This window comes from Hymenobacter aerophilus DSM 13606 (assembly GCF_000382225.1).
Taxonomy (GTDB): domain Bacteria; phylum Bacteroidota; class Bacteroidia; order Cytophagales; family Hymenobacteraceae; genus Hymenobacter; species Hymenobacter aerophilus.
Genome location: NZ_KB907803.1, coordinates 40,131 through 54,084 on the forward strand (window position 1 = coordinate 40,131; position 13,954 = coordinate 54,084).

Sequence of the window (13,954 nt, forward strand, 5' to 3'; positions counted from 1 at the left end):
CTAACAGCTAACAACTGTCAGCTAAAAGCTCAAGAAAATGAAAATCATCATCACCGGCGGGGCCGGCTTTATTGGGTCGCACGTGGTGCGCCTGTTCGTATCCAAGTATCCGGAGTATCAGATTCTGAACCTGGATGCGCTGACGTACGCGGGCAACCTCGAAAACCTGCGCGACATCGAAACCGCGCCCAACTACCGCCTGGTGAAGGGCGACATCACCGACCAGGCGTTCGTGGACGAGCTGTTTGCCACCGAGGAGCCCGACGCCGTGATTCACCTGGCCGCCGAAAGCCACGTCGACCGGAGCATTACCGACCCGCTGGCCTTCGTGAAAACCAACGTGCTGGGCACGGTGCACCTGCTGAACGCCGCCAAAAACTTGTGGAAGCCGCTGGGCTACGAGGGCAAGGTGTTTTACCACGTAAGCACCGACGAGGTGTACGGCTCGCTGGATTTCGGCCCCGAAATGTTCACCGAGGACACCAGCTACGACCCCCGCTCGCCCTACTCGGCCAGCAAGGCGGCCTCCGACCACTTCGTGCGGGCCTGGCACCACACCTACCACATGCCCATCAAGCTGAGTAACTGCTCCAACAACTACGGCCCCAACCACTTCCCCGAGAAGCTTATTCCGCTGGCCATCCACCGCATCCAGAATGGCGAGGCCATTCCGGTGTACGGCAAGGGCGAAAACGTGCGCGACTGGCTGTTCGTGAAAGACCACGCCACCGCCATCGACGCCGTGTTCCACAAGGGTACCGTGGGCGAAACCTACAACATCGGCGGCGTGAACGAGTGGGCCAACCTGGAGCTCATCCATCTGCTCTGCGACACGCTGGACGAGAAAACCGGCAAGGAGAAAGGCACCTCGCGCCAGCTCATCAAGTTCGTAACCGACCGCGCCGGCCACGACCTGCGCTACGCCATCGACTCCAGCAAAATCATGAACGAGCTGGGCTGGAAACCGTCGGTGACCTTCGAGCAGGGCCTGAGCCAGACCGTAGACTGGTACCTCGAAAACCAGCAGTGGCTCGACAACGTGACCAGCGGCTCCTACCAGGATTACTACCAGAAACAATACGCTGCGCGTTAATTAATAATTAACAATTAGGAATTAATAATTGCGCTATTTGACGCCAGTGCATAATTCTTAATTGATAATTATTAATTACTAATTAAATAAAATGTACGAAACTCCTTTCCACGACCGGCCGCTCGATAACCTGGCTTTCCTCGTAACCGGCGGGGCCGGCTTCATCGGCTCGAACCTGGTGGAATACCTGCTCAAGTACGGCGCCAAAGAGGTGCGCGTGCTCGACAATTTCTCCAACGGCTTCCGCAAGAACGTGGCGCTGTTTGAAGGCAACCCGGCCCTGCGCGTGATTGAAGGCGACATCCGTGACCGGCAGACCTGCATTGATGCTTGTAAGGGCATTGACGTGGTACTGCACCAGGCGGCGCTGGGCTCCGTGCCTCGCTCCATCAACGACCCCATTACCAGCAACGATGTGAACGTGGGCGGCTTCGTGAACATGCTGGTGGGTGCCAAGGAAGCCGGCGTGAAGCGGTTCGTGTACGCGGCTTCCTCATCGACCTACGGCGACCATCAGGCCCTGCCCAAAGTGGAGGACCGCATCGGCAAGCCCCTCTCGCCCTACGCCGTGACCAAGTACGCCAACGAGCTGTACGCCGACGTGTTTGGCAAAACCTACGGCATGGAAATCATCGGCCTGCGCTACTTCAACATCTTCGGCCCGCGCCAGGACCCCAACGGCGCGTACGCGGCCGTTATTCCGCTCTTTATTGATGCCGTACTGGAAGGCCGCCCACCGCGCATGAACGGCGACGGCGGCCAGACCCGCGACTTCACGTTCGTGGAGAACTGCGTGCAGGCCAACATCAAGGCCGCGCTGGTCGATAGCAAAGAGGCCGTAAACCAAGTCTACAACGTCGCCGTGGCCGACCGCACCTCCCTCAACGACCTGTTCAACATCCTCAAGGCCGAAGCCAACTCCGACATCGTACCCGAATACGGCCCCGACCGCGCCGGCGACATCCGCGACTCGCTGGCTGACATTTCAAAGGCTAAAAACCTGCTCGGCTACGAACCCAAAGTACGGATTCAGGAAGGCCTGCAGAAGACGCTGGACTGGTTCAAGACCCACCAGGAGTTTATTGCGGAACGGAATTAGCACATAAACAACTGTCATCCTGAGCGGAGCGAAGGGCCTATACAGAAGGTAGTATCAAGTAATAGCTTCTGTATAGATCCTTCGCTCCGCTCAGGATGACAATCTATCATTCAAGTTCGCAAGTCCCTACAACATGAAAGGTATTATCCTCGCCGGCGGCTCCGGCACCCGCTTGCATCCGCTCACGCTGGCCGTGTCCAAGCAGATGATGCCCGTGTACGACAAGCCGATGGTGTACTACCCGCTGTCGATTCTGATGATGGCGGGCATCCGCGAAATCCTCATCATCACCACGCCCCACGACCAGGAGCAGTTCAAGCGCCTGCTCGGCGACGGCTCGCGGCTGGGCTGCCGCTTCGAGTACGTGGTGCAGGAAGTGCCCAACGGCCTCGCCCAGGCCTTCGTGCTCGGATCCGATTTTATCGGGACCGACAAGGTGGCGCTGGTGCTCGGCGACAACATCTTCCACGGCGAAGGCATGGAGGAGCTGCTCAAGAGCAACAACGACCCCCAGGGCGGCGTGGTGTACGCCTACCACGTGCACGACCCCGAGCGCTACGGCGTGGTCGAGTTCGACGCCGACAACAAAGCCCTCAGCATCGAGGAGAAGCCTGCCCAGCCCAAGAGCAACTACGCCGTGCCGGGCCTGTACTTCTACGACAACGACGTGGTGCAGATTGCCCGCGACCTGAAGCCCAGCCCGCGCGGCGAGTACGAAATCACCGACGTCAACCAGGAGTACCTGCGCCGGGGCAAGCTGAAAGTGGGCATCCTGGGCCGCGGCACCGCCTGGCTCGATACGGGCACTTTCGAGAGCCTGATGCAGGCCGGCGAGTTCGTGCGGGTACTGGAGCAGCGGCAGGGCCTGAAGGTGGGCTCGATTGAAGAGGTGGCCTACCGCCAGGGCTTCATCGACGCCGACCAGCTGCGCGCCATTGCCGAGCCGCTGCGCAAGAGCGGCTACGGTGACTACCTCATGCGCCTGCCCGAGCAGCTGCTGATGTAGCTTTCAGCAGGGAGTTGAATAAAGTGAGAGGCGAGGCTTTCGTGCTACTGGCGTAAACGGTCTGGTAACACGGAAGTCCCGCCTCTTACTCTTGCTGCTCACTTACCATGCAGGGCACGATTTTCGTAGATTCAACGCAACTAACCTTCCGATTCCATGAAAAAGCTCCTGTTTCTTGCGCCGTTGCTTGTGGCTCTTGCCCTGCTCGGCAGCTGCAAAAAAGTCCTGGGTTTTCTCGAATTCAATGTGGAAGATTCGCAGACGGTGGTGGTACCGAAAAGCTCGCCGCTGGGCCCCCTGACGCCGCTGGTACCCGTGCCGGTGTCGTCGAGCAGCCAGTCGACCTTTGCCAGCAACGGCACCAGCGCCGATTACGTGCAGGACGTAATGCTCGATAAGCTCACGCTCACCATCAGCAATCCGGCGGGCCAGAACTTCAACTTCCTCAAGCGCATCGAAATTTACATCAGCACCGATGCCAACAGCGCCGACCAGTTTCTGCTGGCCTCGCTCGACCAAGTGCCGGCCAACGTGAGCACCATCTCGCTCAAGCCCGCCGACCAGAAGCTCGACCTGTTTCTGCGGGGCGACTCCTACACGCTCACCACCAAAGTGCAGCTCAACACCCTGCTGGCCCAGGACGTGACCATCCGCGCCGACGAGCGGTTCAAAGTAAAAGCCCGCAAGCCGTAAGGTGATTTGGTGGGATGGTGATTTGGTGAGTTCTAAGTCCTTGTCATCCTGAGCGCAGCGAAGGACCTATATAGAGGCTATATCCATTGATTGGCTCCCGTATAGGTCCTTCGCTACGCTCAGGATGACAAGGGGCCCTGGAACATCAAACTCACCATCTCACCAAATCACCGATTCCGGCCGTACTGCTCGTGGCTGCTTACCCAATCGGAGCTGCTGATGGCTGAGCCCAGGCTGAGCTCACCGGCCAGCACCACGCCGGCCACGATTTCGGCGAACTTGTTGACCGTGCCGCGGCCCGTGCAGCCCAGCATCCGCAGGTACTCGTTTTGGGTGGCCAGGCCGGTGCCGCCGCCGTGGGTGGCCACAATCAGGCTCGGGATGGTGATGCTGATGTAGAGGTCTTTTTCGGGCGTGATTTCGGAGTAGAACACGCCCGCTGACGATTCTGAAACGTTAGCCACATCCTGGCCAGTGGCGATGAACATGGCCGTGATGCCGTTGGCCGAGTGCGCCCCGTTGTTGTTGGCCCCCGACATGAACGCGCCCACGTTGCTCACCTGCCCGTGGTAGGCCAGCTGCTCGGGCGTTACGCGCATGCGCTGTTGCAGCAGGTTGCGCGGAATGATGGCCTCGGCCACCACGCGCTTGCCCCGGGTACGCATCACGTTGATTTGGGAGGCCTTTTTGTCGGTGGCGAAGTTGGATTCGAGGTAGAAGTGGCGCACCGGCGCGCCCTGGTAGTTCTCCAGAATCCAGGAGCAGGCGGCGAAAGTGGCGCGACCCACCATGTTCTGGCCCGCCGCGTCGCCGGTGCTGTAGTTGAAGCGCAGGTAGGCGAACTTATTGCTCAGGTAGGTGTCGATGTATTGCAGCTTGGCCACGCTGGAGGTGCTTTCGGCCTCGGGCCGGATGCGGCCGATTTCCTCCTCCACCCAGCGCCCAAAGTCGCGGGCCCCGCGGGCATCATCGAACACGAACACCGGCGCCCGCTGCATGGCGTCGCCGATAACGGTGCATTTCACGCCACCACTGAGGTTAAGCAGCTGAATGCCGCGGTTGTAGCTGGCCACCAACGTGCCCTCGGTAGTCGCCAGCGGAATAAGAAAGTCACCCTGGGCGTGCTCGCCGTTTACGTGCAGCGGCCCGGCCAGGCCTACCGGAATCTGGGCAATGCCCGTGAAGTTTTCGCAGTTGCCCTGCAGCGCGTGGGCATCGAAGGAGTACTGCTTGAGGTGCTCGAACTGCTGGCCCGTGAACTCCTCGGCAAAGTCCTGGCGCTTCTTGATGGCCTCGTCGGAGTAATCGTCGTGGCTGGAGCGCGGGATGCGGGCGCGGTTGTCGGGCACGAGCGTGATGCTGTCCTCCACTTCCACGTTCAGGTCGCCAAACGGGTCGGCCGCGAACTGCACCTGGATGGTGTGCAGGCCCTCGGCCAGCTGGCTGGTGGCCAAATAAAACGTGGCCGACTGGCCCACCGGCAGCGTAAAACCCGCACTGTCGGCGTTGAACACCACGGCCGGCCGCACGTCGCCCTCGCCCAAATCAATGGCAATTTCGCTGACTCCTAGCCGCACATCGTCAATCTGCACAAAGTCGATGCGGGTGATGCGCACCGTGTCGAGGCGGTTTTTGATGCTGAAGGCCACGCCCTCGGGCGTGTTGCGCAGGCTGCCGCGGGTGTAAAGCAGCTTGAGCAGCATGGGGCTGGGCGTGAAAACCATAGGGGCGGGCGTTAGGGAGTTGGGATTTGCAAAGGGTAAAGTAGGAATGTTTTCGGATAGAAGCTGGGCGGTGGGGGGGTAGTAGCAATCCTCTCGTAAATCAGCGCCTCAATGGACTCGTTTTTTCGGTCGGTCTTCGCCATCATAAATAAAGGCTACTGGAATCGTCTGCTTTACCGCCATTGGCCGGCCTCGCGGGTCCAGGGCCGGCGTAAATCGCCCCAGCAGCCCGACGGCTCGCACGGCCGCCGAGTCGGCGTCGGGCTGCAGGCCCTGCTCTACGGTGGGGTTGCGTACTTGGCCCGTAGCATCAATCGTGAACCGCACGAACACGCGGCCATCTTTTTGTAGTTGGGGCGGAAAGCGTAGATTCTTGTTAATGTCTCGTAGCATCCCGCCAAAACCACCATTTAGATACACCGGATACTGACAGCTCCAGCAGTGCCACAGCGGGTCGTAGCCCAGGGGAGGGCCAAATGGCCGTGGCAGCTTCGAACTGTCCGGCGTTACCTGGGCGGCGGCCGTTAAGCCACTCAGCAGTAGTAGGCACAGTAGTAACAGCCAGTTACGCATCTTACTCGGCGCTGAAGGTGATGGGAATGATATAACTAACCGCATCGGCCTTGCCTCTACGGCCGGTTAGCACAAAATGCCCGCTTAACAATCCGGCCAGTCGGAGCGCCTCCGCGTCGGCCAGCGGATGCAGGCTTTTCAGCACAGTGGAACTACTGATTTTTCCATCCTCCTCGACCATTACCCGAACATAAACCTTTCCTGTAATGGAAAGAGGCAGTCCTTCGGGCCATTGCGCATACCGGCTCAGAAATGCTATTAAACTGTCGTTGCCGCCTTTAAAAGCCGGTGTTCCCGCGCCGGGCCCGAAACAGTCGATAGGAATAAGTTTTGGAGGTGGTTTAATTTTCTGCGCACTAACACTCTGCGAATCGGCAGTTTCAATTGCCATTCGGGGTAGCTGAATGGATGGGTCAGCAGTTGGTGGATCTTCTCCACGGCCACAACCCAGCAGCAACAGGCACAGCAGAAACCGGGCAGTCATAGCTATTCGGTGGTGAAGGTGATGGAAACGCACAAGAGCTGCAGACCTGGCCGGCGAGTTGCCGGCCGAGCCTGCAGCTACCGTTCAGCAACTCGCAGGCCGCAGCAAGCCGATGTTAATACAACGCCGCGCTACTGCCCAACCGGCTGTCCGCGCCCGCTACTTATCCGCCGTCGGCTCGGTGTCTTCCCAGAACTCGCGGCCCTCGGTGTCGATGTAGCCGACTGCGCCCGAGGGCGTTTGCACCCGGGCGACGCCGCCGAAGAAGGGTGCCGCCCGCAGGTAGCGCGGCTCGATGAGGCGGCGACCTTCGGGACCGAGGTAGCCCCAGCGGCCGTTGTGGCGCACGGCCGGCAACAACGGGCTGCCGCCGCGGCGCACCGAATCATACTGCACGGGCTGCACCAGCTTGCCCCGGCTGTCGAGCACTCCCCATTTTTCGCCCTGGCGCACCAGCAGCAGGCCGTTGTAGTTGTCCTTGATTTCGTCGTAGATGGCTGGAATGCGGGCCGTGCCTACGGTGAAGCGGAAGCCCACCTTGCCGTCGGGGCCGCGCACCAGGTCGCCCTGCTCAAGCGGGTCTTCGTCGGCTGGGTCGGCTACTTCGGCGGGCGGAAGGCGGCGGCCGGCAGGGTCGATGGCGAAGGTTTCACCGTTGAGCTCAACCAGCGCCTGGTTGCTTTGGAAGTTGCCAGCCCGCGTGTACTGCACCGGCGTTACGGGGTTGCCGGCCCCATCAATGTAGCCGTACAGACTGCCCACCCGCACCCAGGCCAGCTCGTCGGCGAACGGGCCCGCCTCGTCGTAGCGGGCGGGTAGCACCAGCCGGCCCCGGCGGTCGGCGTAGCCCCACTGGCGGCCCTGCCGGAAGGGCACCAGCCGGGCTTCGGCCGCCTGCGCCCAGGCGGAAAGCGGCAACAGCAGCACCGATAGCAACAGTAAAAGCGGCACTCGTGTCATGCAAAGAAAAACAGATGGGCAGGCCGAAGCCCTGCCCGGCTAAGATAGGCACTTTGCCTAAACCAATGGCCGGCCAATTGGTTGATTCACGCGCTCTTCATGCGGCCGCGGCCAGCTTGCTGGTTCGTGGGGCTCCACAGTAGCCCAGCCGGGGTGCTAGGCCACGCCAATTTACCCGCCGCGTGGCGTACCTTTGCGGCCGCTTAACCGGGCGGATATCCATTCGCTTTACCCTATGCCTTTATCTGTTCCATACCCGCGTTTCACGCTGGCCGATGCGCTGACACCGGAGCAGCTGGCGTTTTTTCAAGAACACGGCTTCCTGCATTTCCGCGGCTTCGTGGGGCCCGATACCGTGGCCGAGCTGCTGCGTGCCTCCGAGCAGGTGCAGCAGCGCTGGCTGGCCGACGACGTGAAGAAGGTCAACGGCGTGCCCATCAAGTACGGCCGCGATGTGGATGGCGCGCCCATTGTGCAGCGCTTCGCCTTCGCCTCGCACCACAGCCCCGTGCTGCACGAGTTTCTGCAGGACCCGCGCTTTACGGCCCTGTTCCCTTTGCTGGAGGCCCCCGGCGGCCGGGTGGGCGAAAACGAGAAGGACGGCCTCGTTATCAACCACTACGTGAACGTAACGGGCTCGGAATTTTCGCAGATGGGCTGGCACACTGACTCGCTGCGCGACGTGTTCTACGGCAAGAAAATTGGGCCGATGCTGAACGTGGGCGTGCACCTCGACGGTACGCCGGCCACCAACGGCGGCCTGCGCGTGCTGGCCGGCACCCACCGCCAAAGCCTGCGCGACATCCTGTTCCGCAAGAAATACTACAAAGACGTAGGCCCTGACCCCGACGAAATCGTCATCGAAACCGAGCCCGGTGACCTGACCGTGCACGACGGCCGCATGTGGCACCGCGTGGCCCGCTCGCCGCTGGTGGGCGAAGTGTCGCGCCGCCGCGTGATGTACGTGCCCATTCTGGCCGGCAAATACGAGCCCAAGCACGACAACAGCCCCACGCCCTTCTACCTGCGCTTTCTGCACCTGGTGAAATAGTTAGCGGTGAAATAGTGAGATGGTGAAATGGTGAGTTGCTGTTCAACGGCTCTGATTGCGCCATTTGCACTCCTTACGCCGTTGCTGCCCCGCGCCGCCCGAACATCAAACTCACCATCTCACTATTTCACCATCTCACCTTGAAAACTGCCCTTATCACCGGTGGCTCGCGCGGCATTGGCCGGGCCCTGGCCCTGGAGCTGGCCCGCCGCGGCTACGACCTGCTGCTCACGGCCCGCTCCGAATCTGACCTGGAGCAGGTAGCCGCCGAAGCCCGCCAGCTCGGCCGCGAGGCCCGCGTGCTGGCCCTCGATCTGGCCGCGCCCAACGCCGACGAAGACCTGGCCGCCTGGGCGCTGGCCCAGCCCGGCGAGCTGACGGTGCTGGTCAACAATGTAGGCTACGGTATCTGGGGCCGCTTCGAGGAGCTGCCGCTGGGCAACCAGCTGAACATGCTGCACCTGAATATGCAGCTGCCGGTGGCCCTCACGCACCGGCTGCTGCCCGCGCTGCACCGCGCTCCGAAGGCCTACATTCTTAACGTGGCCAGCACCGCCGCCTACCAGGCCGTGCCCACGTTCAGCCTGTATGCGGCCAGCAAGACGTTTCTGCTCAGCTTCAGCCGCGGCCTGCGCTACGAGCTGCGCGACTCGGGCGTGTCGGTCTGCTGCCTCAGCCCCGGCTCCACCGACACCAGCTTCACCGACCGGGCCGGTATGAGCGCCGAGCTGCAATCCAAGGCCAACCGGGTTTCCATGCTGCCCGAGCCGGTGGCGCAGGCCGGCATCCGGGCCCTGCTGGCCGGCGAGGCCGAAGTCATTCCGGGTGCCCTCAATAGCCTGTCGGCCACGCTCACCCGCTTCGTGCCCAAAAGTCTCACCGAGCGCATCGCGGCGGGTATCTACGAGACGAAAGGGGAGAAGTGAGAAATGAGAGCTTAGAACCGAGAGCTTAGCGCTTTGAAAGCACGGTCATTCTGAGCGCAGCGAAGAATCTCGCGTGCCAAAGTAATCCCTGATGATAGGTATACTACTGCACGCGAGATTCTTCGCTGCGCTCTGAATGACGGTGCTTTCTAAGCGCTAAGCCACTTACTGCCCCACCAAGCGAGCCAGACGAACAGCGGGGCGGCCAGCACGTCGTAGGTGTAGTGGGCGTGCTGCACCAGCACCAGCGCGGCCACGGCTACGGTGCCGAGCAGCAGCAGCCCGCGCCGCCAGCCGGGCGGTACGGCCAGTGCTAGTAGTAGCAGCGTGGCGGTGTGGCCCGAGAAAAACAGGTCTTTGGTAATGGGGGCGAGGGCGGCGTAGAAGAGCGCGTCCACCAGCGGGTCGCGTAGTAGCACCAGGCCCGGCGGCGGCTCCAGCGGCAGCAGGGCCAGCGTGGCGCAACGCAGCAGATGCAGCAGCAGGTAGGCCCAAAGCGCCCGCAGCAGCCGCGCCGGCCGCGGCAGCAGCGTGGCCACACCCAGCGCGATGCCCGCATAAATCACCGCAAATGTGGCCCCCGAAACATCGTGGGCGGGCAGCCAGGCCAGCAGCGGGTCGGGCAGATGGTAGCCGGGGCGGGCCTGCACCCAGGCAAAAAAGCGCGGCAGCTGGCTGGCCAGCGCCAGCAATAGCGCCAGCACCAGCCCCAGCCGCGCCAGGAAGGCCGGCCGCCGCCAGGCGGCCGGCCAGGTAAGCGGCAGGGCCGTGGGGCGGGCCAGCGGCCTGGCGGCTGGATTGGGGGCCGGGTCGCCGGGAAAATCGTGGGAAAGCATAGCGGGCAAAAGTAGCGCAAAGCAGCCAGCGTGCCGTTGGTGCGTCTGGTAGTTGCGGGTGCCGCTTCGGGCGGTGTATATTGGCCGGAGCGGCCCGCTGTCCGGCTGCTACTGGCCCTTGCTTATTCTGCTGCCCATGAAGAACTGCTACCCCCTGGCCGCCGCGCTGGCCCTCACGCTTTGGGCCGCCGGCCCGGCCTGCGCTCAAAAACGCAAGCCGGCCGCCTCCGCCGACCTAACGGCCCGCGTGGCCCAACTGGCCGAGCAGCAAAAGGCCCAGGTAATTGCCTGGCGGCGCGACCTGCACGAGCACCCCGAGCTGGGTAACCAGGAAACCCGCACCGCCGCCCTCGTGGCCGACCACCTGCGGAAGCTGGGTTTGGAGGTACAAACCGGCGTGGCCCGTACCGGCGTAGTGGCCCTGCTACGCGGTGGCCGCCCCGGCCCGGTAGTAGCCCTGCGCGCCGATATGGACGCGCTGCCCGTCACCGAAACCACCGGCCTGCCCTTCGCCTCCAAAGTGCGCACCGACTACAACGGCCAGCCGGTGGGCGTAATGCACGCCTGTGGCCACGACACCCACGTGGCCATGCTGCTGGGCGCGGCCGAAGTGCTGGTGAAAATGAAAAAGGACCTGCCCGGCACCGTCAAGTTCATCTTCCAGCCCGCCGAGGAAGGCTCGCTGCCGGGCATGGAGGGCGGCGCCCGGCTCATGGTGAAGGAAGGCGTACTCGAAAACCCCAAAGTCGATGCCGTGTTTGGCCTCCACATTCAGGCCCAGACCGAGGTGGGCCGCCTGAGCTACCGGCCGGGCGGCGAAATGGCGTCGTCCGATGTGTTCAGCATCAAAGTGAAAGGCAAATCGGCCCACGGCGCCTACCCCTGGCTGGCCATCGACCCGGTGGTAACGGCCGCCCAGATTATTCTGGGGCTGCAAACCATCGTCAGCCGCCAGGCCGAGCTGACCGAGGACGCCGTGGTGCTGACCGTGGGCATGGTGCACGGCGGCGTGCGCCACAACATCATCCCCGAGCAGGTGGAGCTGACCGGCACCATCCGCTGCCTCAACAAGCAGATGCAGCAGAAAGTGTGGGCCGCCGTGCGGCGCACGGCCACCGGCATTGCCGAAAGCGCCGGCGCCACCGCCGAGGTCGACATCACGCCCTACGCCCCCGTTACCTACAACGACCCGGCCCTGACCGCCCGCATGGTGCCCAGCCTGGAGCGCGCCGCCGGCCCGGCCAACGTAATGGTGCAAAAAGCCGTAACCGGGGCCGAGGACTTCGCTTTCTACCAGGAAAAAGTACCCGGCCTGTTCGTGTTCGTGGGGGGCATGGCCAAGGGCACGAACCCCGCCACCACCGCCCCGCACCACACCGCCGGCTTCTTCATCGACGAAAGCGGCCTGACGCTGGGCGTGCGCACCCTGGCCACCCTGGCCCTCGATTACCTCAATGGAAAGTGATTTTTGAGCTGTTAGCTGACAGCTGGTAGCTGTTAGCTTTGGGGCCGGGAAACCGCTTGCGGGTCCAGCCACCATTGGGTAGCGCCAGTCTCCGAAACGAATCTGCGTAATCAGCGCAAAAATCTGCGAAAATCTGTGATGAATATTGCCCTTGTAACCTGCGAAAGCCTGGCCCAGTACGGTGCGCCTAATGTTGACGACGAAGACGCGCTGCTCACCCGCTACCTGCGCGAGCAGGGCCACGACGTGGAGCCGCGCATCTGGAGCAATCCGACCGTGGAATGGAACCGCTACGACGTGGTGCTGCTCAAGTCGCCCTGGGATTATTTCGACCGCGTGGAGGAGTTTCTGCACTGGCTCGACCAGCTGGAGCGCCAGCAGGTGCGCCTGCTCAACCCGGTAAGTGTGGTGCGCTGGAACACCAACAAGCGGTATCTGCTGGAAATGGAGCGGGCCGGCGTGCGCATTGTGCCCACCCGGCTGCTGCCCCGCGGCGAGGCCGTAGATGCCGCCGCCCTGCTCGACGAAATGGGCCAGGACCAGATTGTGGTGAAGCCGGCCGTGAGCGGCGGCGCCAAAAACACGTTCATCATCGGCCGCCACGAAACGGCCGTGCGCCAGCCCCAGCTCACCGAGCTGGTGGCCCAGGAGGACTTTCTGGCCCAGCCTTTCCTGTCGCGCATTCAGGAAGAAGGCGAATGGTCGCTGCTCTATTACGGGGGCGAATTCAGCCACGCGGTGCTCAAAACGCCTAAATCGGGCGACTTTCGGGTGCAGCACTACCTGGGCGGCGCCATTGCCCCGCGCGAGGCGCCGGCCCACCTGCGCCAGGCCGCCGACCGCATCGTGCAGCAGTTCGCGCCCGGCTGCCTCTACGCCCGCGTCGATGGCCTCGACCAGGACGGCGAGCTGCTGCTTATGGAGCTGGAGCTTATCGAGCCGTTTCTCTACCTCGCCTCCGACCCCCAGGCCCTGCCCCGCTACGAGCAGGCTTTACGTCGGCTATTGCTGTAGGTCAAAAGGAAAAAAGTCCGTCTGTCATCCTGAGCGCAGCGAAGGACCTATACAGAAGCTAACCTCGAAAGAGAATGGCTTCTGTATAGGTCCTTCGCTGCGCTCAGGATGACAGACGGACTTTTTTCCTTTGACTTCTTACGAAAACCCATTCACCGTGAAGCCGCCGTCCACGGCCAGGGTTTGGCCGGTGATGTAGGCGGCGGCGGGCAGGCACAGGAAGGCCACGGCGGCCGCCACTTCTTCGGGCTCACCCACGCGGCCCATCGGCGTGCGGGCCAGCACACTGGCGCGGAAGGTATCATCCTTGAGCACGGTTTCGGCCAGCGGTGTGCGGATGTACCAGGGCGCCACGCAGTTCACCCGGATGCCCGCGCCCGCCCACTCGACGGCCAGGTTGCGCGTCAGCTGCACCAGCGCGGCCTTGGTCATGCCATAAATAGCGCCGGTGCGCACGTGCACAAGGCCCGCCACCGACGAGATATTGACGATGCTGCCGCCGCCGGCCGCCACCAGCCGCGGCTGCAAGCCCCGGCTCAGCTCCCAGGCCGAATCGAGATTGGTCGCCAGCAGCTGCCGGTATTCGTCGTCGGTGTAATCGAGGCTGGGTTTGCGGATGTTGGTGCCCACGTTGTTGACAAGGATATGCACCTGAGGCCAACGCTCGGCTATTTCGGCCAGTAGAGCGGTGCGGCCGGCGGGCGTGCTCACGTCGGCGGGCAGGGCGTGGGCGGGCAGCCCCTGCTGCTGCCACTCGGCTACCTGCTGCTCCAGGTCGGCGGCGGTGCGGGCCACGGCAATTACGGTGGCGCCCAGCGCCAGCAGCTCGGCTGCCACGGCCGCCCCGATGCCCTTGGAAGCGCCCGTTACCACGGCCGTCTGGCCCGCGAGGCGCCAGCGGGAAAGATGAAGATCAGATGAAGTTTTCATGTAGGTATCTTGAAATGTTTAAAATTCGGGCCGGCGCGCAGGTAGGCTTAGAAGGTTTCGGTTGTTGAAAGTAGTGAGTAATAATTTTAAATAGCTGAAA

General features: G+C 62.6%; 14 protein-coding genes. 8 read left to right on the top strand and 6 right to left on the bottom strand.

The window, feature by feature from the left end; all coding sequences use genetic code 11:
- Positions 1 to 37: 37 nt before the first annotated feature.
- The 4 genes from rfbB (at position 38) to H145_RS0103995 (ending at position 3,891) form a co-directional block, all read left to right on the top strand.
- Positions 38 to 1,093 carry a dTDP-glucose 4,6-dehydratase gene (rfbB, locus tag H145_RS0103980; protein WP_019946843.1) on the top strand — a complete coding sequence of 352 codons (1,056 nt, stop codon included), beginning with the start codon at positions 38 to 40 and terminating at the stop codon, positions 1,091 to 1,093.
- A 91-nt stretch (positions 1,094 to 1,184) separates the two neighbouring features.
- Positions 1,185 to 2,192 (top strand): SDR family oxidoreductase, encoded by a 1,008-nt coding sequence (locus H145_RS0103985; RefSeq protein WP_019946844.1) that lies wholly within the window; start codon positions 1,185 to 1,187, stop codon positions 2,190 to 2,192.
- Positions 2,193 to 2,325: 133 nt separating this feature from the next.
- Positions 2,326 to 3,198, top strand: a complete 873-nt coding sequence (gene rfbA, locus H145_RS0103990) for a glucose-1-phosphate thymidylyltransferase RfbA (RefSeq protein WP_019946845.1) — start codon at positions 2,326 to 2,328, stop codon at positions 3,196 to 3,198.
- Between the two features lie 156 nt (positions 3,199 to 3,354).
- A complete protein-coding gene (locus H145_RS0103995; RefSeq protein ID WP_019946846.1) occupies positions 3,355 to 3,891 on the top strand; it encodes a hypothetical protein in 537 nt (178 codons plus the stop codon).
- A gap of 167 nt (positions 3,892 to 4,058) precedes the next feature.
- Here H145_RS0103995 and H145_RS0104000 read toward each other — a convergent pair whose 3' ends face one another.
- The 4 genes from H145_RS0104000 to H145_RS0104015 form a co-directional block, all read right to left on the bottom strand.
- Complete coding sequence (locus H145_RS0104000; RefSeq protein ID WP_019946847.1) at positions 4,059 to 5,615, bottom strand: hydroxymethylglutaryl-CoA reductase; 1,557 nt, start codon at positions 5,613 to 5,615, stop codon at positions 4,059 to 4,061.
- 108 nt (positions 5,616 to 5,723) lie between these two features.
- Complete coding sequence (locus tag H145_RS24435; protein WP_019946848.1) at positions 5,724 to 6,008, bottom strand: energy transducer TonB; 285 nt, start codon at positions 6,006 to 6,008, stop codon at positions 5,724 to 5,726.
- A 181-nt stretch (positions 6,009 to 6,189) separates the two neighbouring features.
- On the bottom strand, positions 6,190 to 6,579 hold the full coding sequence (locus H145_RS23635) for an energy transducer TonB (RefSeq protein ID WP_169513157.1): 390 nt from the start codon (positions 6,577 to 6,579) through the stop codon (positions 6,190 to 6,192).
- Between the two features lie 252 nt (positions 6,580 to 6,831).
- A complete protein-coding gene (locus tag H145_RS0104015; RefSeq protein ID WP_169513158.1) occupies positions 6,832 to 7,623 on the bottom strand; it encodes a WG repeat-containing protein in 792 nt (263 codons plus the stop codon).
- 244 nt (positions 7,624 to 7,867) lie between these two features.
- Here H145_RS0104015 and H145_RS0104020 point away from each other — a divergent pair, with 244 nt between their 5' ends.
- Together H145_RS0104020 and H145_RS0104025 are read left to right on the top strand one after the other, a co-directional pair.
- The gene (locus H145_RS0104020; protein ID WP_019946851.1) at positions 7,868 to 8,683 is read left to right on the top strand and encodes a phytanoyl-CoA dioxygenase family protein; all 816 of its coding nucleotides are present in this window, start codon (positions 7,868 to 7,870) and stop codon (positions 8,681 to 8,683) included.
- Between the two features lie 140 nt (positions 8,684 to 8,823).
- On the top strand, positions 8,824 to 9,609 hold the full coding sequence (locus H145_RS0104025; RefSeq protein ID WP_019946852.1) for an SDR family NAD(P)-dependent oxidoreductase: 786 nt from the start codon (positions 8,824 to 8,826) through the stop codon (positions 9,607 to 9,609).
- A 149-nt stretch (positions 9,610 to 9,758) separates the two neighbouring features.
- On the opposite strand, the gene H145_RS0104030 is transcribed toward H145_RS0104025, so the two are convergent.
- Positions 9,759 to 10,445: a phosphatase PAP2-related protein gene (locus H145_RS0104030; RefSeq protein ID WP_019946853.1), complete on the bottom strand. Its 687-nt coding sequence runs from the start codon at positions 10,443 to 10,445 to the stop codon at positions 9,759 to 9,761.
- Between the two features lie 136 nt (positions 10,446 to 10,581).
- Between H145_RS0104030 and H145_RS0104035 the strand changes: the two genes are divergently transcribed.
- Entirely contained in the window at positions 10,582 to 11,910 is a 1,329-nt protein-coding gene (locus H145_RS0104035; protein ID WP_083937682.1) for an amidohydrolase, read from the top strand.
- Positions 11,911 to 12,048: 138 nt separating this feature from the next.
- Positions 12,049 to 12,924, top strand: a complete 876-nt coding sequence (locus H145_RS0104040) for an ATP-grasp domain-containing protein (protein WP_019946855.1) — start codon at positions 12,049 to 12,051, stop codon at positions 12,922 to 12,924.
- A 138-nt stretch (positions 12,925 to 13,062) separates the two neighbouring features.
- Here H145_RS0104040 and H145_RS0104045 read toward each other — a convergent pair whose 3' ends face one another.
- Complete coding sequence (locus H145_RS0104045) at positions 13,063 to 13,854, bottom strand: SDR family oxidoreductase (RefSeq protein ID WP_026351236.1); 792 nt, start codon at positions 13,852 to 13,854, stop codon at positions 13,063 to 13,065.
- Positions 13,855 to 13,954 lie beyond the last annotated feature (100 nt).